Genomic DNA, 20113 nt, shown 5'->3' on the forward strand with positions numbered 1-20113 from the left:
CTGCCGTGTCTCCTCCGCACCGGAACGGTCCTCCGGTGTGGTGTGCCCGGGGGAGCCTCTGCGCCTCTCCTGGTCGAGCCTGGGACGCTGCGCTTATTTGCCGTCGGCCTTGGCCGCCGCATCGATGGCAGCCAGCGACCGGCGCGCCTGATTGCGGTCCGTCGTGTACCAGAAGTCGGGCAGGGAGGCCCGCAGGTAGCTGCCGTACCGGGCGTTGGCCAGCCTGGGATCCAGTACGGCCACCACTCCGCGATCCCCCGTGGCACGCACCAGACGGCCGGCGCCCTGCGCCATCAGGAGGGCGGCATGCGTGGCGGCGACGGCCATGAATCCATTGCCTCCGGCCTCCTCCACCGCCTTCTGCCGCGCGCTCATCAACGGGTCGTCCGGCCGCGGGAACGGAATCCGGTCCATGACCACCAGCTGGCAACCGGGACCCGGGACATCGACGCCCTGCCATAGGGAGAGCGTGCCGAACAGGCACGTCTCGGGATCTCCGGCGAAGGTTTTGATCAGCTCGCCGAGCGTCTCCTCGCCCTGCAGCAGAATCGGCTTGTCGAGCCGCCCTCTCAGTTCCTCCGCGGCCGCCTTGGCGGCCCGCATGGAGGAGAACAGCCCCAAAGTGCGCCCGCCCGCTGCCTCCACCAGCTCGGCCAGCTCGTCCATCATGTCGCCGCGCGAGCCTTCACGGCCGGGTGTCGCCAGGTGCCGGGCGACGTAGAGGATGCCCTGCTTGGGATAGTCGAAGGGCGAGCCGACATCGAGCCCCTTCCACTGCGGCACCTCCTCTCCTCCGGTGCCCTCCGGGGCGAGCCCCAGGGATGCCCCCACACCGTTGAAGTCGCCGCCGAGCTTGAGCGTCGCGGACGTGAGCACGACCGACCGCTCCGCGAACAGCTTCTCGCGCAGCAGTCCCGAGACCGACAGCGGAGCCACCCGCAGGGACGCGCCGAAGCGGTCGTGCCGCTCGTACCAGACGACGTCGTACTCGGAACCGAGCGTGATGCGCTCGGCAACACCGTGGATGTTCTCGACGGAGGCAAGCGCCTGCTTGCGCACCGCGTCCTCGTCCTGGACCGACTTGTCCCGGGTGGAGCCCAGCGCGCTGATCACCGTCCGCGAGGCGTCCCGCAGAGCCAGGAGTGCGTAGCCAAGATCCTCGGGGATCTCCTCCAGGCGCCCCGGCAGCGCCAGCTCCATCACCCGCTCGAACGTCTCCGAAGCGGTCTGGAGCGCGTCCGCCGCCTTCTCGTTGACCAGTTTCGCCGCGCGGCGCACAGCCCGGTTGACCTGGCCGGGAGTGAGCTCGCCGGTGGCGACTCCGGTCACGCGCGAGACCAGTTCATGAGCCTCGTCGACGATCAGGACCTCATGCTGCGGCAGGACCGGCGCCCCCTCGATCGCGTCGATCGCGAGCAGCGCATGATTGGTGACCACCACGTCGGCGAGCTTCGCCCGCTCCCTGGCCATCTCGGCGAAGCATTCCGCCCCGTACGCGCACTTGGAAGCCCCGAGGCATTCGCGGGACGAGACGGAGACCTGGCTCCAGGCGCGGTCGGAGACACCGGGCGTGAGATCGTCGCGGTCCCCCGTCTCGGTCTCGTCCGCCCAGTCCCGCATGCGCAGGAGGTCCTGGCCCAGCTTGCTCGTCGGCGCGGCGGCCTCGAACTGGTCGAAGAGCCCCTCCTCCTCGTCCTGCGGAGCGCCCTCGTGCAGTCGGTGCAGACAGAGGTAGTTGGAGCGGCCCTTGAGCATGGCGAACTCGGGCCGCCTGCGCAGCAGGGGATGCAGCGCGTCGACCGTGCGCGGAAGATCGCGCTCCACCAGCTGGCGCTGCAGCGCGAGCGTGGCCGTGGCAACAACCACCCGCTCCCCGTGCGCAAGCGCCGGCACGAGATAGCCCAGCGACTTTCCGGTGCCGGTGCCGGCCTGCACCAGAAGGTGGGAATTGTCGTCGATGGCCTCGGCCACGGCCTCGGCCATGGTGACCTGGCCTGGCCGTTCCACTCCGCCGACGGCGGTGACGGCGGCGTGGAGGAGCTCGGGGAGGGATGACTTCGTCATAGCTCGACCAGCCTACGGGGCACCGCTGACAACAGGATCACGCATCGGGCCCATCAGGCCATGCCAGCGGGTTCGGTACGGTGCCGTGCACGGCTGCATGGGGGCGTTCGGGTCGGTCACGGTACCCGTCGAGATGGAGCCGGTTGCGGTTCAGACACAGCCGGTCGATACGTTCGGTGAGAAGATCGAACAGCTCGTAACGCCCCTTGAGCTCGGGAAAGCGGGCCTGATACCTCAGGATCTCTGCCCGTACGAGTGAGAAGAAGCGGTCCTCGGCGATTCCCAGTTGCTCCTCGAAAAGCGGCGCGAGGTAGCGGAAGACACCCACGAACAGGCCTGCATGGATGAACTGGGTGAGGAACCCGGGCTCCTCGGTCAGCAGGATCCGGCGGACGTCGTGGGGCATCGAAGCGTGCTCCGGCAGCGGCCGGGCGCTGATGTTGACGTCGTCGACGAAGTCCTTGATCGCCAGCCGCACGGGGATGTCGTGCTCGTCGTAGACGACGATCGCGTTCTCGCCGTGGGGGGAGAAGACGGTGCCGTAGCGGTAGAGGAAATGCAGCAGCGGAGGCAGGAGCGCGGCGAACAGCCGCTGGAGCCAGACCTCCGGGGCGAGCCCCGACCGCTCGACGAGCTCCGCGGCGAATGCGCGGCCCCGCGGGTCGGTGTGGAGCAGCGCTGCCAGGGTGCGGGCCCGTTCACCGGGGTCCAGGCGGGGCTGGAGCGGCTCGCGCCAGATCGCGCCGAGAAGTTCCTTGTACTGATAGGGCACATCGTCGAGGCGGTCGTACAGAGGATGCTCGACGGTGACCGAGGCGACCTCGCCCAGGAGGATCACCCGGCACTCGTCGCGGAGGAACGGGTCGCCGTCGCGCAGGCCGTGCACCCAGGCGGTGACGGCCGGCGCGGCCAGAGTCCGTTCGGTGGGCAGACCGCGCCACACCAGAGTGTTGAGAACCGACAGCGGCAGTTTGACCATGTGCCGGTCGGGGCGGTCGACGTCCACGAACGTGCGGATGGACTGCTGGGGCAACCGGAGGTCGCCGTCCTCCGGCAGCGGCACGATCTCCCGGCGCGCGATGGCCGGTGCGTACAGGGGCAGCAGCACCTCGTCCCACTGCCACGGGTGTACGGGGAGGAGGAGGTACGCCGCGGGGTCCAGCCCTCTGGCGCGCAGAGCGGCTTCGAAAGCCGCACGCACGGAGTCGTCGAGCTCGTGGCGGTAGAGGTCGTCCGGGGAGGCGAGGTGGGCGACGCCCCGGTAACGGGCGAGCGCGGAGCTGACGGCGATCCAGGGCAGTGCGGTGGGGCGCCGTGCCTCGGGGGCCCAGCGGGCGGCGTCGGCCGCGGAGAAGCCGATGCGGCCCTTGTTCAGGACGAGCCACGGATGTCCGGTCTGGTGCCCTTCGAGTTCGGCGTAGCCGAGGTCGGCCAGCTCGGCGGCGGTGACAGCGGTGTGGTCGAGCGCGGTGTCGGCGGTGAGCGTCAGGGAGAGTTCACGCAGCAAGTGGCCGAGGGTGGCTCCGTCGAGGGCGAGGGTCTCCTTGGCTCGGGCGAGGAAGGTGAGCGGGTCCGAGAAGGGCTGCCCGTCCCATTCGACGGAGGCGGCATCCACGCGCCAGCTTCCGTAGGCGCCGCGCCGCGCCAGAAAAGTCAGGTCTCCCGCGGCCCCGACGGTGAGGACATAGCGACGGGGCGGTGCGGGGCGGCCGGAGTCGGCGGGACGAGCGTCGTCGTGGCGGCCGCCCGGGCCGGCAGGTGATTCCGCGACCCTCGGCTCGATGATCTCCTCGTAGGCGAACTCGCCGAGCATCTTCGCCAGGAGACGGCCGCCGGCCCGTTCCCAGCTCTCGCGGTCGAGGCCGGGCGGCAGGTGCAGCCGGGTCGACAGCGCATCCGGTCCGGCGGCTTCGGCGCATGCGGAGCCGGGCGGATCGGTCGAGGCGGTGAGGTCGGTCGAGGCGGTGGGTTCGGTCGGCGCGGTGGAGTCGTGGCTGGCAGGCGACTTCGGCACGGGGACTCCTCGAGGGGAACCGATGCGGTTCGAGCGGTGTAAGTAAGGCAGCGAGCTGTTCACAGCAGGTCCCGCAGCCCGCGATCGCGGACCATGAGCGCGGCTCGCTTGTCGGGCAGGTCGACTTCGGCGAAGAAGCGGAAGCCCGCCCGGAGGAACGCGGATACGGAAGGGGTGTTGCGCAGGTCCGGTTCGGCGATGACGCGTGCACAGCGGGGGCGGCGGTCGAGTACGAGGTCGGCAACGGCTCTGAGGAGCACGGAGCCCAGGCCTCGCCCACGGTCGGCGACGCCGCCGAGGAGGAGGTGGATGCCTGTGTCGTGCGGTCGGGCCGGGTAGTGGCGGGCCAGAGGATCGAGGTCGGCACGGTAGATCTCGAAGTAGCTCATGGGTGTGCCGTCGAGCACGCCGAGACAGGGGAAGCTCCGGCCGGCTCCGTCGCACTGGCCGCGCAGGTGGGCGGCCGTGACGGTCTCGGGCCCGGCCAGGTCCCAGTAGGCGGCGACGGCCGGGTCGTTCATCCATCGGATGATCAAGGAGAGGTCACGCTCCGGGACGACGGGGACGAGGTGGAAGTCACCGGCGGGGGTGTTCACCGGCCCCCAGTCCGCTGGGGCGTCCAGCAGGTCCGCTGAGGTGTCCCACGGCTCCTGCGCGGCCGCAGGGACCTCGTGCGCGGGAGGAGTGCCGTTGCCGTCCTCATGGAGGGTCTCGAGGAACTCCTCTGGCAGCCGCAGGTCGAGGGTTTGCTCCGGGCCCGAGCCGGGCGGGGACGCCTCGTCCGTACCTGGGTCGGTCGCGGCTTCGCGGTGAGGCACGGCGACGGACTCCTCTCGTCGTTCGGACGTGGTCAGGGTCTTCTGCGTTCGGCGATCCGCACGGTGTTCAGGAAAGGAGCGGGTTGGTGATGGTGACGTAGACGGACTGGGTGTCGACGGGACCGACGAGTTCGTCGAGGCCGTGGAGACGGGTGAGCAGGTTGGCCTTGGCACGAAGGGTGCGGGCTTCGAGAAGCAGAGCGGGCAGCGGCGAGCCGAGGGAGGCATTTGCCGCCAGGAACCGCCGGAACGCGGCGAGGAGTACGCGTTCGTCGGCGAGGTGCTGCGCCCCGAAGGCGCCGATCAGGCCGAGCACGTTGTTGATGCCGAGGTAGTACGCGAAGCGCTCGTCCGTCACGTCGTCGGAGACGAAGGTGTCGCTTTCGGCGCCGATTCCCGGGAGGCGGCGCTCCAGTTCGTCCCGATGGGACTCACGGAAGTAGTAGCCCTGGTTGTCCCGGTAGCGGCCGCCTGTCGGCCAGCCTTCGGGGTCGAGGAGGACAAGGGTGTTCTGCTGGTGCGCTTCCAGTGCGATGCCCACGGTGGCGTCGAGCCAGAGCACGGGGCGTACGACGTGGTCCAGGTAGCGCAGGAACCACTCCGTCGCGACGGCGGGGACGGGCCGGCCTGTCCGGGCGGCGAGACGCTCGACCGTGTCGGAGAGGCGTGAGTGCGTGCCTGTGCGCCCGGGCCAGGGCCGCGGTGAGGTCAGGGCTGCGATGCAGACGGCGTCGTCGCTGTGGTGGAAGGGGTTGTGGCGCAGCATGACGTCGATTCCGGGGACGGGTTCACCGTCGGGTGTGTCGACCGCGAGCCATGCCGGATCGCGCACGATGTCGAATCCGGGGTGCGCCGCCCGCCACTGGTCGGCGAGTCCAGTACGGAGCAGCCGATGCACCTCCACCCCCCGGTGGAGTTCCTTGCGGAGGTTCTCCCGGCGGGAGTTGGTGATGCGCAGACCGAGGGACAGCTTGAGCATCGCGGATGCCCCGGGGCGGTGCACGGTGCGGACGGAGGAGGTGGGGTGCCAGGGGTCGCCGTGGGAACCGAGGTCGTGGAGCAGGCCGGCGTCCAGCAGCGCGGCCACGGTGGGCCGGTGCCGGAGGTCGCGTGCCTGCCACGGGTGCAGGGGCAGCGCGGCGCAGTCGGCAGGGAGCTGGATGTCGCCGGCGAGGCGGGAGGTGAGCTGCTCGGCGGCGAGCGTGCGTCCTTGCTCGGTCCAGGCCGAGTCGGCTGCGAGCACGGACCGGTCGACTGCCCACCAGTGCAGCGGGAAAGCACCGTGCAACTCCGGTGAGTAGAGCAGGGCTTCGGCGTCGGAGAGTCCCTCACGGCTCTTCGGTGTGGGGTGCAGCGGGTGGCCGAGCAGGAGGGACTGTTCGGCGTCGAGGAAGAGGTCCGCGTCCTCTGGTGCGACGGGGTGCCTGCGCCGGTGAGCGATGAACTGGGCTGTGCGCCGGACGGAATCGGCTACGCGGCCGACGAGGTCGGCTCCGTCCGTGCCGCCGGCTTCCCGACCGAGGAGCGCGGCCACGGTCACCGCATCGGCGGTGGTGGCGTCGTGCGGGCTGCTTTCAAGAGCCGGCGGGCCGAAGCGGTGCCATCCGGAGGGTGACCAGTAGTGGACGGGGACGAGCAGGGCGGTCCCGCTGCCGTGGAGCGGAACGCGCAGGGTGTCGCCCTCGGGCTCGGCGAGGTTGTTCTCGCGCACCCAGCAGCGGAGCAGGTTCTCGACGGCGGCGGCATCGGCCGCACGGCTGGGATCCGGATGGTCGAGCTGGTCCCCCGCTTCGGGCGCCGTGGACACGTGCCGGGCGGTGGTCGGGGTCTCGTCGTCGAATCCTCCGGTCTGCTGGCGCGGCACCGTCGCCGCCTCGGCCGTGAGCGGCCCGCTCATCGCTCCGTGGGCGCGGTGAGCGGCGGTGGGGCGGCCGTGGGACTCGGGCACTTCGGGTGCGGGGCTGGTGTTCACGGAGGCTTCCTTGTGACGGGGATCCGGGGATCAGTACGACTGCCCGCTGTCGGCGCGGCGTGGAGTGGAGCGTTCTGCGGCGGCCAGGGCGTCCGCGAAGCGGTCGAGGACGGCCACGGCCTGTTCGTCGGTGAGTGTGAGAGGAGGCAGGAGTCGGACCACGGCACAGTGGCGTCCGCCGAGTTCGACGATGAGGCCGCGGTTCAGGCATTCCCGCTGGACGGTCGCGGCGAGCGCGGGAGCGGGTGGGGGGACGAGCGCGTCGCGGGCGGTGGAGTCGGGGTCGACGAGCTCCACGCCGATCATCAGGCCCCGGCCCCGTACGTCTCCGATGCAGGAGTGAGCGGCGGCGAGACCCTGGAGCCGGGCCAGCATGCGTGCGCCGAGGGTGGAGGCCCGGTCGGCGAGGCGGTTCTCGCGCACGTACGCGAGGGTGGCCGCTCCGGCCGCCATCGCCAGCTGGTTGCCGCGGAACGTGCCGGCGTGTGCTCCCGGCTGCCACGTGTCGAGTTCGGACCGGTAGACGATGACCGCGAGCGGGAGGGAGCCGCCGATGGCCTTGGACATCACCATCACGTCGGGCACGATGCCGCTGTGCTCGACGGCCCAGAAGGTGCCGGTGCGGCCCACTCCGGTCTGCACCTCGTCGGCGATCAGAGGGATGGAGCGCGCGGCGGTGATCCGGCGCATCCGCCGCAGCCACTCGTCAGGTGCGGGAATCACGCCGCCCTCGCCCTGCACCGGTTCGAGGATCATTCCGGCGGGGGCCGGCGCACCGCCCTTGGGGTCGTCGAGGAGGTTCTCGGTCCAGCGTGCGGCGAGTTCGGCGCCGCGTTCGCCGCCGATACCGAAGGGGCAGCGGTATTCGTGCGGGTAGGGAAGTCGTGTCACGCGGACGTCGGTGGCGCCGCCCGATGCGTCGAGGGCACCTGCCGTCATGCCGTGGTAGGCGCCGGTGAAGGCGAGGACTCCGTTGCGGCCGGTGGCGGTGCGGACCAGTTTGAGTGCCGCTTCCACGGCGTCGGTGCCCGCCGGACCGCAGAACTGGATCCGGGCGTCGGAGGCGAGCTGGGGCGGAAGCGTGGCGAACAGCTCCGTGGTGAACGCGTCCTTGACCGGTGTGGCCAGGTCCAGGATGTGCAAGGGCGCCCCGGAGTCGAGGACCTTCTTGATGGCTTCGAGGACGACGGGGTGGTTGTGCCCGAGCGCGAGCGTTCCGGCTCCGGAGAGACAGTCGAGGTAACGGCGGCCGTCGGCGCCCTCGATCGTCAGTCCTCGAGCGCGTACGGGCACGATGGGCAGCGAGCGCGCATAGGTGCGGGCGGCCGATTCGCGCAGCGACTGCCGGCGCAGGATGCCCTCGTGGGCGGCGGCCGGGGCGATCGGAGCAGGTTCGGTCACGGCCACGGCTGTTGGTCCTTCCACTGTCACGGTTGCGTTTCGCATGGGTACGGCTTCGGCCCTGCGACCGCTCGCTGTTGAGCCGCCCCCGTGTTCCCGCCCCTACCAACGACGCGGCGGGCCGGCGATCACGGCCGGGAGGAAGATCCTTGCGGCGGCGGAACCGTGGACCTGGTGCACGCCGTCCCCATCGGCACCGGCATAGTTGGGGGGCCGCACCCGGCGGTGAACTCCACCGGGGCGGCGGCGGATGCGTCCGCCGCCGGAAGTACCGGCATTGCCGGAATGTGGCTCAGTTCAGACGGAACAGCAGCACCGAAGTCCCAGGGGGATCACGAGATGCGACCCATTCGCCCGACGCTGGCAGCGGCGTCCCTTGCCGCCGTGCTGGCGCTGGCTGCCACCGCCTGCGGTCCGAGCGAGGACACCGCGGGCGACAAGCCGAGTGCATCGGCCGGTCAGACCGCCGATGACAAGATCACGATTCCGGACGATCTCAAGGAGCGGCTCAAGGAGCGCGGGATCGACCTGGACAAGTGGAAGAACGGCGAGTGGAAGAACTGGGACAAGGACAAGTGGCTGCGTGAGGCCAAGGACTTCGTCAACCCGATCATCGAGGACCTGTGGGACCCGGACCGCATGCGCGACGCCGAGAAGCCGCCGGCGAAGCCCGTCGACCCGGACATCTCGGGTGACGAGGGTGTCACCGACCCGACGCCGGAGCCCGTCGACGCCGTGCCCGTGAAGGCGCCCTACCACACGAGCGCCGCCGAGGCGGGCAAGGTCTTCTTCGACGGCCCCCAGGGTTCGATGGTGTGCTCCGCGACCGTCGTGCAGGACCCGGCCAACCCCGGCAAGTCGAACATGGTGTGGACCGCCGGTCACTGCGTCCACGCGGGCAAGAGCGGCGGCTGGTACCGCAACATCGCCTTCGTCCCGTCGTACAACGACAGCGCGCTGGCCACCTCGGAGCTGGAGAAGGCTCCGAAGGAGAAGATCGCTCCCCACGGCGTGTGGTGGGGCGACTGGGCCCAGACGTCCGAGCAGTGGATCGCCCAGGGTGCGGCGACCGGCGGCCAGGGTGCGCCGTACGACTTCGCCGTCATCCACGTGACTCCGGAGAAGGGCAGCACGGGCAAGTCGCTCGAGGAGACGGTCGGCGCCGCTCTGCCGGTCGACTTCAAGGCCCCGGCCGTGCCGGACATCAAGAGCATGACCGCTACCGGCTACCCGGCGGCTCCGCCGTACGACGGTCAGAAGCTGTTCCAGTGCGCCGACAAGCCGGGCCGGCTCTCGCTGAAGGCCGAGGAGCCGACGATGTACCGCATCGGCTGCACGATGACCGGCGGTTCCTCCGGTGGCGGCTGGGTGGCCGAGGGCCAGGACGGCCGGCCCGCCCTGGTGTCCAACACCTCCATCGGCCCGGTGACGGCCGGCTGGCTTGCGGGCCCGCGGCTCGGCAAGGAGGCCGAGGGCGTCTACACGGCGGTCAGCAAGAAGTTCGCGGGCCAGTGACCTGACACGCGCCTCGCGTGGCAACAGCGTCACGTGACGGCACGGCAGTCCTCTGACAAGGCAGGGGCGTTCGGCCGGACGGCCGGGCGCCCCTTGCTCGTCACGTGGAGACTCGGTGGAGTTGCCGACCGGCCTCAACTGCGTGTCCACGCACCGGCTTAGAGTGGTGCCGCACCTGCGGCGGCTCCGGAAGGCCGCCCCTTCGCATGACACGCTCATGGCAACCGCGCACGGCGCAGACGCCGCCCGTGTGTCGCATCAGGCGCTGGTGCACCCGCGTTCATGGCACATTTCGCAAGTACTTCAGGGGGAATCGTTTCCATGCGATCCATACGTCCGCTGCTGGCTGCCGCCGGCCTCGTCTCGGCCCTCGCGCTGACGGCGACCGCCTGCGGCCCCGGCGAGGACAAGGCTGCAGACAAGCCCGCCGTCTCCGCGGAAGGCGCAGACAACAGCGGCGCAGAAGCCGCACTCCCCGCCGACCTGGCCGACCAGCTCAAGGAGCACGGTGTCGACCTGGACCAGTGGAAGAACGGCGAGTGGAAGAACTGGGAGAAGGACAAGTGGCTGCGTGAGGCCAAGGACTTCGTCAACCCGGTGATCGAGGGCCTGTGGAAGCCCGACCGCATGACGACGGCCAAGGCGCCTGCGAAGACGCTCTCCGCCGGTGACATCTCCGGTGACCAGGACGTCACCGACCCGGAGCCGCGCCCGGTGCGGGCCGAGGAGGAGAAGAAGCCCTACCACCGGAACGCCGCACCGGTCGGCAAGGTGTTCTTCGACGCCCCCGAGGGCTCGATGGTCTGTTCGGCGACGGTCGTCAAGGACCCGAAGAACCCGGGCCGGTCCAACCTCGTCTGGACCGCCGGGCACTGCGTGCACGCCGGTCGGGCGGGCGGCTGGTACCGCAACATCGCCTTCGTCCCCGCCTACAACGACAAGGGCAAGTCCCCCGCCGTGCTGGAGCACGCCCAGCCGCAGGAGATCGCCCCGTACGGCGTCTACTGGGCGGACTGGGTCGCGACCTCGGGCGAGTGGATCGACCAGGGCGGTCCGACGGGGGGCAGCGGCGCCGCCTACGACTACGCCGTGATGCACGTGAAGCCCGAGCAGGGCTCGAAGTCCCTGGAGGAGACGGTGGGCGCCGCGCTCGACGTCGACTTCGAGGCCCCCGACGCCAAGAGCATCGGCACGATGGGCGCGTGGGGTTACCCGGCGGCCCCGCCCTACAACGGCGCGATCATGCACAAGTGCCTGGACCAGCCGGGCCGGCTCTCCATCGCCCCCGGCACGCCCACGATGTGGCGTATCGGCTGCACGATGACGGGCGGATCCTCGGGTGGCGGCTGGTTCGTCCGGCAGCCCGGCGGCAAGACGGTGCTCGTCTCCAACACGTCGATCGGCCCGGTCACCTCGGGCTGGCTCGCCGGCCCGCGGCTGGGCCGGGGAGCGCAGCAGATCTTCACGACGATGAGCGAGAAGTTCGCGGGGCAGTAGGCCTCTTCGAGCCCGGCGGATCATACGGAAGGCCCGCCTCCCCTCGGGGAGGCGGGCCTTCCGTCCGGTGGCGGGCGCTGTGCCGCGTCAGTGGGTCGCCGGGACGTACGGGGCCAGTGCGGCGGCGAGCTCCTCGTGGACCCGCGCCTTGAGCAGGGTGCCCTCCGTGGTGTGCTCCTCGGAGACGACCTCGCCCTCGGCGTGCACGCGCGAGACGAGCCCGCCGTGGGTGTACGGGACGAGCGCCTCGATCTCCACTTCGGGCCGCGGCAGCTCGGTGTCGATCAGAGCCAGGAGCTCGCCGATGCCCGAGCCCGTGCGGGCCGAGACGGCGATCGCGTGCCGCTCGATGCGCAGCAGTCGCTGCAGCACCAGCGGGTCGGCCGCGTCCGCCTTGTTGATCACGACGATCTCGGGCACGTCCAGCGCGCCCACGTCGCGGATCACCTCGCGCACGGCGGCCAGCTGCTCCTCCGGAGCCGGGTGCGAACCGTCCACCACGTGGAGGATCAGGTCGGAGTCGCCGACCTCCTCCATCGTGGAGCGGAACGCCTCGACCAGGTGGTGCGGCAGGTGCCGTACGAATCCGACGGTGTCGGCGAGGGTGTAGATCCGGCCGCCCGGCGTCTCGGCCCGGCGGACGGTCGGGTCGAGGGTGGCGAACAGGGCGTTCTCCACCAGGACACCGGCGCCGGTGAGGCGGTTGAGCAGCGAGGACTTGCCGGCGTTGGTGTAGCCGGCGATCGCGACCGACGGCACCCTGTTGCGGCGGCGCTCCCGGCGCTTGATCTCGCGGCCCGTCTTCATCTCCGCGATCTCCCGGCGCATCTTCGCCATCTTCTCGCGGATCCGTCGCCGGTCCGTCTCGATCTTGGTCTCACCGGGACCACGGGTGGCCATGCCGCCACCGCCGCCGCCACCCATCTGACGGGACAGCGACTGACCCCAGCCGCGGAGCCTGGGCAGCATGTACTGCATCTGCGCCAGAGCGACCTGCGCCTTGCCCTCTCGGGACTTGGCGTGCTGGGCGAAGATGTCGAGGATCAGGGCGGTGCGGTCGACCACCTTGACCTTGACGACGTCCTCGAGGTGGATGAGCTGGCCGGGGCTGAGCTCACCGTCGCAGACGACGGTGTCGGCTCCGGTCTCGAGCACGATGTCGCGCAGCTCGGTCGCCTTGCCCGACCCGATGTAGGTGGCCGGGTCCGGCTTGTCGCGCCGCTGGATGACTCCGTCGAGCACCAGGGCGCCCGCGGTCTCGGCGAGCGCCGCGAGCTCCGCGAGGGAGTTCTCGGCGTCCTGCACGGTCCCCGAGGTCCAGACGCCGACCAGCACGACGCGCTCCAGGCGCAGCTGTCGGTACTCGACCTCGGTGACGTCTTCGAGCTCGGTGGAGAGGCCCGCCACGCGCCGCAGAGCGGCACGCTCGGAGCGGTCGAACTGATCGCCGTCCCGCTCGGTGTCGATCTCGTAGCTCCAGGCGACGTCCTCTTCCATCAGGGCATCGGCCCGAAGGCTCTCGGTGCGCGTCTCCGCGAAGCTCTGCTCGTCCTGGGAAGGGGATGAAGAGGAGGTCATTGGATCCTTACGTCGATGGAATGAGCGGTTGCGGGGGGACGCCCGCAAGGGCATTGTGCCCCCGTACGCCAGTCACAACGTGTGACAGCCCCGGAAGATTCCCCCAGGGGGTCCCGGGCCCGGCCCCGTCGTCGGCCAGTCGATCGTCCCACGGGGCCGCCGGGGCCGTCACTCCGGTTTTCAGCGGGCGGCGCGGGCCTTCGGGGCCTCGCTGCGCCAGTCCGCGTGGCCGGGCATGGGCGGGGTCTTCTTCCCGTACAGCCATTCCTGGAAGAAGTCGCCGAGGTCACGCCCCGCGACATGGGATGCGAGCTGCGTGAAGTCCTCGGTGCTCGCCGTGGAGTCGCGGTGCTCGGTGACCCACTCGCGCTCCAGCCGTTCGAAGGCGGCCTCGCCGATCGTCTGCCGCAAGGCGTACAGGACGAGGGCGCTGCCGTCGTAGACGACCGGCCGGAAGAGACTGAGCTTCTGTCCGGGCGCCGGTGCCTGCGGGGCCGCGGGCGGCCCGCCGGCCGCTCGCCAGCCGTCGGAGAGGCGGTAGGCCTTCCTCATCCGTTCGACCAGTGGCTGCTTGGCCTTCTCCTCGGCGTACAGGGCCTCGTACCAGCTGGCGTGGCCCTCGTTCAGCCACAGGTCGGACCATGTGCGGGGGGAGACACTGTTGCCGAACCACTGGTGGGCCAGTTCGTGGACCATCACCGAGTCGACGTACCACTTCGGGTGGGCGGCGTTGGTGAACAGGGAGCGCTCGAAGAGCGACAGCGTCTGCGTCTCCAGCTGGAATCCGGTGTCGGCGTCGGCGACCAGCACTCCGTACGTCTCGAAGGGGTAGGCGCCGACCTTGTCCTCCATCCACCGGACATGGCCGGGGGTCTTCTTCAGCCACGGTTCGAGCTTCGCCTTGTCGGCGACGGGGACGACGTCGCGAAGGGGCAGTCCGTGCGGGCCCTGCCGCTTGACGACGGCGGAGCGCCCGATGGCGACCTGGGCGAGTTCGGTGGCCATCGGGTGGCCGGTGCGGTAGATCCAGGAGGCCCTGGTGTCATTCCGGGAATGTGCGACCTGCCGTCCGTTGGCGACGGCCGTCAGGTTCCTGGGGGTGGTGACGCGGAAGGTGAAGAACGCCTTGTCCGCGGGGTGGTCGTTGCAGGGGAAGACACGGTGCGCCGCGTCGGCCTGGTTGGCCATCACCAGACCGTCGCCAGTGGGCACCCATCCCCCGGCGGCCTTGGCCCCGCGCGGGTCGCTGGTGTGCGTGACGGTGATCTGCATGCGCGATCCGGCGGCGACGGCCATGGAGGGCTCGACGACAAGGTCCTCGCCCGTGGACGCGAATTCAGCGGTGCTGCCGTTGACCTCGACAGAGTCGACCGTGCCATGGGCGAAGTCGAGGTTGATCCGGCCGAGCCGCCGGTTCGCCCAGGCGTCGATCCTGGTGACAGCGTCCAGGGGCTTGGTGTTGCTGCCCTCGTAGGTGAGGGCGATGTCGTATCCGATGACGTCGTAGCCGGGGTTGCCCAGCCGAGGGAAGAGGGGGTCGCCGATCCCGAGGGCGGTCGGTTCGGGCAGCGTCGCGGCGACGAGGGTGGCCGATGCTGCGGCCAGCAGTACGGCACCCAGTCGGCGTCGGGGAGTGTGCAGCATGTCCTACCGCTACCAGCACGCCATGAGACGGCCGCGGCGGCGCGCGACGGGGGACCGCGTCCCCACCCGAACGAGGTCAGGCGGTCGAGGCCGGATGCTGCGTCCTGCTCACGTCGTACACGCCGGGGACGTCGCGCATGGCGCGCATCAGGGCGGGAAGCCCGGCGGCGTCGGGCAGTTGGAGGGTGTACGTGTGGCGTACCCGCTGCTGGCTCGGCGGTTCGACGGTGGCCGAGACGATGGCCGCTCCCTCACCGGCGATGACCTCGGTGAGGTCGGCGAGCAGACGGGGCCGGCCGAACGATTCGGCGACCAGAGTGACCCGGCACTCGGCGGCGTCGCCCCAGCGCACGGCCACCGGAGCCCGGCCGAGGCTCTCCATGCGCGCCACCGCGGCGCATTCGACGCGATGGACGGTCACCGCGCCCCCGCGCACCGCGAAGCCCGTGACGGTGTCGGGCGGTACGGGCGTACAGCAGCCGGCGAGCCGGACGGTCGCGTCCGGAAGGTCGACGACGGCGTTCGCCGAGGCCGGCCGGTCGGCCGCGCGCGGAGTGGGGTGCCGGGGAGCGGCCGCCTGGGCGCTCGCACCCTCCGGGTGGCTCTCGAGCCAGCTGCTGATGGCGATCCGTGCGGCCGGGGTGCGGGCGTGGTCGAGCCAGTCCGGCGACGGTCCGGAGGAGGCGTCCTGGGCGAGCAGCACGTGCACGGTGTCGCCGTCGTTGAGCTGGGTGCTCAGGGTGGCCAGCCGGCCGTTGACGCGGGCGCCGATGCACGCGTGGGCCTCCTCGCCGTACTGGGCGTAGGCCGCGTCGACGCAGGTGGCCCCGGCGGGCAGTCCGAGCGCCCGGCCGTCGGCCCGGAAGACGGTGATCTCCTTGTCCTGCGCCAGGTCCGCGCGCAGGGAGGTCCAGAAGGTGTCCGGGTCCGGGGTGGACTGCTGCCATTCGAGGAGACGGGACAGCCAGCCGGGTCTGGTGGGGTCGGCGCGCTCGCCGTCGAGCGGCTCGGCGCTCTCGGTCGGCACGTACGGGTTGCCGAGCGCGACCACCCCGGCCTCGGCGACCCGGTGCATCTGGTGGGTGCGGATGAGGACTTCGGCGACGGCGCCGTCGGAGCCCGCGACGGCGGTGTGCAGCGACTGGTACAGGTTGAACTTGGGGGCGGCGATGAAGTCCTTGAACTCGGAGATCACCGGGGTGAAGCAGGTGTGCAGCTCGCCGAGCACCGCGTAGCAGTCGGCGTCGTCGGTGACGAGGACGAGCAGGCGCCCGAAGTCGGTGCTGCGCAGCTCGGAGCGTTTGAGGCAGACGCGGTGCACGGAGACGAAGTGCCGGGGCCTGATGAGCACTTCCGCGGTGATGCCGGCGTCGCGCAGCACGGTCCGGAAGTCCTCCGCGATGGCGGCGAGAGCGTTGCACGCGGTGGCGTTCTCGGCGATGAGGGCGCGGGTGCGCTCGTACTCCTCGGGGTGCAGGATCGCGAAGACCAGATCCTCCAGTTCGGTCTTCAGGGCCTGCACGCCGAGACGCTCGGCGAGGGGGATGAGGACGTCGCGGGTGACCTTGGCGATGCGTGCCTGCTTCTCGGGACGCATGACGCCGAGCGTGCGCATGTTGTGCAGCCGGTCGGCGAGTTTGATCGACATCACGCGGACGTCGTTGCCGGTGGCGACGAGCATCTTGCGGAAGGTCTCCGGTTCGGCGGCGGCGCCGTAGTCGACCTTCTCCAGCTTGGTGACGCCGTCGACGAGATAGGCCACCTCGGCACCGAACTCCGCCTTCACCTGGTCCAGCGTCACCTCGGTGTCCTCCACGGTGTCGTGGAGCAGGGACGCGGTCAAGGTCGTGGTCTCCGCGCCCAGTTCGGCGAGGATGAGCGTGACGGCCAGCGGATGGGTGATGTACGGCTCGCCGCTCTTGCGGAACTGGCCGCGGTGGGACGACTCCGCCAGCACGTACGCCTTGTGCAGTTGGGCGAGGTCGGCGTCCGGGTGGTGCGCGCGGTGCGCGTCGACGACGTGGCCGATCGCGTCGGGGAGCCGGTCGCGCCCGGTGGGGCCCAGCAGAGCGGCGCGCCCGATCCGGCGGAGGTCGATCCTGGGTCGGCCGCGCCTGCGACTGTGGGCACCAGGGTTGGCGGCCTCTGCACTCATGGGCACCTCCGGCTGCATCGACCGGCGGTGGAAGGTCAGGTCGTGCCTCCGGGCCGGTGCTTGATGCTACCGAGCCCACCACGTGGCGCAGTGCCGCTCTCGCTCAGCGTGAAACGGATCACCCATTCGAGCGAAGCTCTATGCGCTCACGGTTTCGAGGAGAGCGGGCTCGATGTACCCCTCGGCGACAATCACGGCCGGGCCCGTCATCTCGATCTCCCCGTCGGGACGTTCCGTGATGACGAGGCGGCCGCCGGGCAGGTCAACGGTGTACGCGACGGGGGTGCCGGTGACGGACGGGTCCACGCCGTCCCTGCGGGCCGCCGCGACGGCGACGGCGCACGCGCCCGTGCCGCACGAGCGGGTCTCGCCGGACCCGCGCTCGTGCACGCGCATGGCGACGTGGCGCTCGCCCCGGTCGGCGACGAACTCCACGTTCACCCCGTCCGGATAGACCGATGCCGGGCTGAACGGTGGAGCCGAGAACAGGTTCCCCGCGTGGGCCAAGTCGTCGACGAACGCGACCGCGTGGGGGTTGCCCATGTTCACGTTCCTCGCGGGCCAGCTGCGGCCGTCGATCGTGACCGTCACGCCGTCCTCGGGGAGCAGCGCGCGCCCCATCGAGACGGTGATGTCACCCGTGTCCGCGCCGGCGCCGGCGGCCTCCTTGGCGATGTGGACCCTCTTGACGCCGCCTCGGGTCGCCACGGCGATGTCGCCGGCCTCGACGTGGCCCACGCGCTGGAGGTAGCGGGCGAAGACCCGGACGCCGTTTCCGCACATCTCGGCGATCGAGCCGTCCGCGTTGCGGTAGTCCATGAACCACTCGGCCTCGTCCGCCATGTCCCTGGCCTCGGGGTGGGCCGCCGAGCGGACGACGTGCAGCAGACCGTCACCGCCGATGCCAGCGCGGCGGTCGCACAGCCTGGCGACGGCGGCCGCGGGCAGGTCGATGCCGTTGTCCGGGTCCGGGACGATCACGAAGTCGTTCTCGGTGCCGTGGCCCTTGAGGAAGGGGACGGGCGAGGTCTGCGAGGTGCTCACGTCCACCATCGTACGAGGCCGGTCCGACAGCGGGGCGTCCGGTGGGATCCGGACCGAGGGCCGTCGCCGGGCTGGAGCGGACGGGGCGGGGCTGGGCGCGCGGGGCGGGGGCGGTGCGGGGCGCGCGGGCCGGCGCTCAGCGCAGGCGCGCGACCCGCCAGACCGCGAGGGCGACGAGCACCGTGCCCACGCCGACGTAGAGAGCGATGACACGCCAGTCGGGGCGCTCGCCGGAGCCCCGGACGGGCAGGCCGGGCCAGGTGTGCCCGACGCGGCGGGCCGCCATCACACCCCAGCCGGCCGCACAACAGCTGATCAGCAGCCCGAGCATGGCGACGACCGCGCCGCCGTCCCCCGTACCGAAGGCGAGGGGAAAGGCGAACATCAGCGAGCCGATGGCGGCGAGCGCCACGATCGGGGCGAGCTGCCAGATGCGCAGGCGCCGCTGCGGACGGAGCTCCACCTCGACCTCGTCGGTGAGCACTTCCTGCTCGTCGGGACCGTCCGGGCTCAGCCCCGAGGTGCCTTCGGCGGCATCTCGGCGCTCCCGCTCGGTGTCGCGAGGGCCGGCCTCCATCGCCACGCGCCCTCCCAACTCGGACTCAGCTGTCGATCGATGCTCGATGATGGCACGCTCCAGGTGGCCGAACTGACGGGCGGAGCGTCCCGATGCCATCACGTGATCAGGCTGTGACCGCTCGTTCGATCAACGCCAGCGCACGCTGCGGAAGTTCCGCGCGGTCCTGGGCCGCGCCGCTGAGCCAGTGCACCCTCGGGTCGCGCCGGAACCAGGAGTCCTGGCGGCGGGCGAAGCGTTTCGTGGCGCGCACCGTCTCCTCGCGCGCCTGGGTTTCGGTGCACTCCCCCGCGAGCGCGGAGAGCACCTGCTGGTAGCCCAGGGCGCGGGACGCGGTGCGCCCTTCGCGCAGTCCCTGAACCTCCAGGGCGCGTACCTCGTCGACGAGCCCCGCCTCCCACATCCGGTCCACACGCAGGGCGATCCGTTCGTCCAGCTCGGGCCGCTCGACGTCGACGCCGATCTGCACGGTGTCGTAGACGGAGTCGTGGCCGGGGAGGTTGGCGGTGAACGGCCTGCCCGTGATCTCGATGACCTCGAGGGCCCTGACGATGCGCCGCCCGTTGCTCGGAAGGATCGCGCGGCCCGCCTCCGGGTCGGCGGCCGCGAGACGGGCGTGGAGCGCCCCGGAGCCGCGCACGGTCAGCTCCTCCTCCAGCCGGGCGCGGACCTCAGGGTCGGTGCCGGGGAATTCGAGGGCGTCGATCGCCCCGCGTACGTAGAGCCCGGAGCCGCCCACGAGAACAGGGGTGCGGCCCTCGGCGAGCAGCCGGTCGATCTCCGCCCTGGCGAGCCGCTGGTACTCGGCGACGCTCGCCGTCTCGGTGACGTCCCAGATGTCGAGCAGGCGGTGGGTGACGCCTCCGCGCTCCTCGGCCGTCAGCTTGGCGGTGCCGATGTCCATCCCCCGGTAGAGCTGCATGGAGTCGGCGTTGACGACTTCGCCGTCCAGCCGCTGGGCCAGGAAGACCCCCAGATCGGACTTTCCGGCCGCGGTGGGACCGACGACGGCGATGACCCGCGGTGCGGGAGCTGCACTTCTCACCGCCCCAGTCTCGCAAACGCGGGCACCGCTCCCCGAACGAGCGAGGTGACGGCGGGTAGCCGGGGTCGTTGCCTGTTGCGAGGTTCCGGACGCCGGTTTCGGACCGGTACCCGCGAGCGGCGCAATGGGACGCTCCGGGTGGCGCGGAACTTCGCCCCCACGAGTACGCTATGGAGGAGATATGGGCGTTTTTTCATGGTTCCGCGGTAAGCCTGTGGCGACCGCCGAGGCGTCGGACCAAGAGGCCCCCCTCGCCACCGTGGCGACGGAGCCCTCGGCCGGCGCCCCGTCCGACTCCGAAGCCGGTGCCGACGGCACGCTCGGTGAGGGCACGGCCGCCACCGGGGTCGACATCCCCAAGCAGCAGTCCGCCGAGGAGGCGGCGGACAGCGAGGCCGGTGAAGGCGCCCGTAAGTAGTCCCCGACAAGGGATGACGAGGGAAGGTGAACCATGGGCTTCCTGGACACCCTGAAGGCCAAGCTCGCCCCGGCCAAGGACAAGGTCACCGACCTGGCCCAGCAGCACGAGGGCAGGATCGGGCAGGGCCTCGACAGGGCCGCCAAGACGGTCGACGACAAGACCAAGGGCAAGTACAGCAGCAAGATCGAGACGGGCACAGGCAAGGCCAAGGAGGCCCTGGGCCGCATCGCGCACCGGGACGAGAAGGGCCACGGCACCACGCCGCCGACTCCCTGACGCGAACGACCGACGGCCGCGGAGCGAGTGCTCCGCGGCCGGCGGCGCGTGTTGGGGTGTGGGCCCCGGGGCGACCGAGATATCCACCCCGA

At 71.0% G+C, this 20113-nt stretch carries 15 protein-coding genes; 4 read left to right on the plus strand and 11 right to left on the minus strand.

The features are described 5' to 3' along the window. Positions 1 to 93: 93 nt before the first annotated feature. The 5 genes from ACWD0A_RS26855 to ACWD0A_RS26875 form a co-directional block, all read right to left on the minus strand. The gene (locus tag ACWD0A_RS26855) at positions 94 to 2064 is read right to left on the minus strand and encodes an ATP-dependent DNA helicase (RefSeq protein ID WP_451302123.1); all 1971 of its coding nucleotides are present in this window, start codon (positions 2062 to 2064) and stop codon (positions 94 to 96) included. A gap of 37 nt (positions 2065 to 2101) precedes the next feature. Then, the gene (locus tag ACWD0A_RS26860) at positions 2102 to 4078 is read right to left on the minus strand and encodes an IucA/IucC family protein (RefSeq protein WP_451302125.1); all 1977 of its coding nucleotides are present in this window, start codon (positions 4076 to 4078) and stop codon (positions 2102 to 2104) included. Between the two features lie 59 nt (positions 4079 to 4137). Then, the gene (locus tag ACWD0A_RS26865) at positions 4138 to 4896 is read right to left on the minus strand and encodes a GNAT family N-acetyltransferase (RefSeq protein WP_451302127.1); all 759 of its coding nucleotides are present in this window, start codon (positions 4894 to 4896) and stop codon (positions 4138 to 4140) included. A gap of 67 nt (positions 4897 to 4963) precedes the next feature. Then, complete coding sequence (locus ACWD0A_RS26870; RefSeq protein ID WP_451302129.1) at positions 4964 to 6868, minus strand: IucA/IucC family protein; 1905 nt, start codon at positions 6866 to 6868, stop codon at positions 4964 to 4966. Between the two features lie 30 nt (positions 6869 to 6898). Next, positions 6899 to 8275 (minus strand): diaminobutyrate--2-oxoglutarate transaminase family protein, encoded by a 1377-nt coding sequence (locus ACWD0A_RS26875; RefSeq protein ID WP_451302131.1) that lies wholly within the window; start codon positions 8273 to 8275, stop codon positions 6899 to 6901. Positions 8276 to 8608: 333 nt separating this feature from the next. Here ACWD0A_RS26875 and ACWD0A_RS26880 point away from each other — a divergent pair, with 333 nt between their 5' ends. Further along, on the plus strand, positions 8609 to 9784 hold the full coding sequence (locus ACWD0A_RS26880; protein ID WP_451302133.1) for a trypsin-like serine peptidase: 1176 nt from the start codon (positions 8609 to 8611) through the stop codon (positions 9782 to 9784). 321 nt (positions 9785 to 10105) lie between these two features. Next, the gene (locus tag ACWD0A_RS26885; protein WP_451302135.1) at positions 10106 to 11281 is read left to right on the plus strand and encodes a trypsin-like serine peptidase; all 1176 of its coding nucleotides are present in this window, start codon (positions 10106 to 10108) and stop codon (positions 11279 to 11281) included. A gap of 87 nt (positions 11282 to 11368) precedes the next feature. Here the strand turns inward: ACWD0A_RS26885 and hflX are convergent, their stop codons facing one another. From hflX to miaA, 6 genes are all read right to left on the minus strand, one after another. After that, positions 11369 to 12859 (minus strand): GTPase HflX, encoded by a 1491-nt coding sequence (gene hflX, locus ACWD0A_RS26890; RefSeq protein WP_451302137.1) that lies wholly within the window; start codon positions 12857 to 12859, stop codon positions 11369 to 11371. 180 nt (positions 12860 to 13039) lie between these two features. Beyond that, a complete protein-coding gene (locus tag ACWD0A_RS26895) occupies positions 13040 to 14503 on the minus strand; it encodes a M1 family metallopeptidase (RefSeq protein WP_451302139.1) in 1464 nt (487 codons plus the stop codon). A 76-nt stretch (positions 14504 to 14579) separates the two neighbouring features. Beyond that, positions 14580 to 16658: a RelA/SpoT family protein gene (locus tag ACWD0A_RS26900; protein ID WP_451302141.1), complete on the minus strand. Its 2079-nt coding sequence runs from the start codon at positions 16656 to 16658 to the stop codon at positions 14580 to 14582. Positions 16659 to 16796: 138 nt separating this feature from the next. After that, a complete protein-coding gene (dapF, locus tag ACWD0A_RS26905; protein ID WP_307713109.1) occupies positions 16797 to 17711 on the minus strand; it encodes a diaminopimelate epimerase in 915 nt (304 codons plus the stop codon). A 127-nt stretch (positions 17712 to 17838) separates the two neighbouring features. Beyond that, complete coding sequence (locus tag ACWD0A_RS26910; protein ID WP_177151722.1) at positions 17839 to 18279, minus strand: hypothetical protein; 441 nt, start codon at positions 18277 to 18279, stop codon at positions 17839 to 17841. A gap of 106 nt (positions 18280 to 18385) precedes the next feature. Then, positions 18386 to 19324 (minus strand): tRNA (adenosine(37)-N6)-dimethylallyltransferase MiaA, encoded by a 939-nt coding sequence (gene miaA / locus ACWD0A_RS26915; RefSeq protein ID WP_451302143.1) that lies wholly within the window; start codon positions 19322 to 19324, stop codon positions 18386 to 18388. A 181-nt stretch (positions 19325 to 19505) separates the two neighbouring features. On the opposite strand from miaA, the gene ACWD0A_RS26920 reads away from it, so the two are divergent. Next, positions 19506 to 19742 (plus strand): gliding motility protein, encoded by a 237-nt coding sequence (locus ACWD0A_RS26920; protein ID WP_451302145.1) that lies wholly within the window; start codon positions 19506 to 19508, stop codon positions 19740 to 19742. A gap of 33 nt (positions 19743 to 19775) precedes the next feature. Further along, positions 19776 to 20021 (plus strand): antitoxin, encoded by a 246-nt coding sequence (locus ACWD0A_RS26925; protein ID WP_451302147.1) that lies wholly within the window; start codon positions 19776 to 19778, stop codon positions 20019 to 20021. Positions 20022 to 20113 lie beyond the last annotated feature (92 nt).

It is taken from the genome of Streptomyces sp. NPDC002867 (assembly GCF_053591895.1).